This is a genomic window from Hydrogenivirga sp. 128-5-R1-1, from assembly GCF_000171895.1.
Genome location: NZ_ABHJ01000507.1, coordinates 1 through 1,085 on the forward strand (window position 1 = coordinate 1; position 1,085 = coordinate 1,085).

The following is a 1,085-nucleotide window of genomic DNA, read 5'->3' on the forward strand; positions in this document are numbered from 1 at the left end:
GGCTTTTGTCGTATTAATAATCTGCGAAAAGTCAGCTACTAACATATTTAAAATCTCTTGGCTGCCTGGCATTTTAATCATGTAAAAAAGATAGAATGTGAAAAGGGCAAAAGTTAGGACAGGTTGGACAGGTAGAAGATTAGTAGTAAAGGCTTACAAGTTTGACCACTTCTTCAAATGGAATTCTTTTGTTTTTGTCTTCCAGTGTTAGTATTTGACCTTCCATTATCCTATGATGGATAGTTGAACGGGATATACCGGTTATTTTTGAAACTTCTCTAATAGAATATGACGCTTTAACTTCACCGAACTTTTCTATGCTTTTTTGTTTAACCCAGCTTTCATAATCTATAATTACCTGTCTCTGGAGGTTCAGTTTTTCCTTTAGCTTTCTGTTTATTTTTGCTAATTCTTCATTTAATTCTTGCTTTTTTCTTATGAGACTTAAAATTTCTTCCTGGATTAAATTTCCTTCTTTTGCAGGAATTTTTATTCCCATTTTAGCCCTCAGGTTATGTTTTTTGTGAATCTACATTATTTATTGATGGTGTATCAAGTTGTTTTGGAATTTATGTGGTTGAGCATTAGTACTGAATTTCCAGCTTTTGTGAGCTCCATGGAGTAGAATCTACTATTTTTACTTCTCCTGAAGACTTTTCAAATCCACTGATAGCCATTTCAAGTGCATCCGGAAGGTCATCATGGGATCCTTTCGGAAACTCTACAAGTTGATCTATCAATAACTTTTGATTTTCTTTGAATTTGATTAGCCCATTTTCTATAAGTGGGCTTAATTTTTGTATTCTTACTTCTTTCTGGATTGTAGATTTTATAGGTTTTATAGGTAAATGAATTCCTTGCTTAGAAGCTTCTCTCATTATTGTGTTTTTATATAGTTCTTGAAAAACTTGTGATTCAAAAATTATTTTCCTTGGTTTATATATCAGGTACTTCTCAATTATTTTGTTGGCAAATTTTAAGTCCGATATTTTCTCTCCATAGGCATCTAAAACATAATAAATGCCTGTGTCAAAGTCTTTGGCCACTGTTACTATGGCTGAATAGTCTCCTGTTTTCTTTCCTGT

The 1,085-nt window shown here is 32.6% G+C and carries 2 protein-coding genes; both read right to left on the reverse strand.

The window, feature by feature from the left end:
* Positions 1 to 139: 139 nt before the first annotated feature.
* Positions 140 to 499, reverse strand: coding sequence for a hypothetical protein (locus HG1285_RS00310; protein WP_008289701.1), 360 nt, complete (start codon positions 497 to 499; stop codon positions 140 to 142).
* Between the two features lie 85 nt (positions 500 to 584).
* The coding region (gene terL / locus HG1285_RS00305; protein ID WP_008289702.1) for a phage terminase large subunit at positions 585 to 1,085 on the reverse strand (501 nt) is incomplete at its 5' end.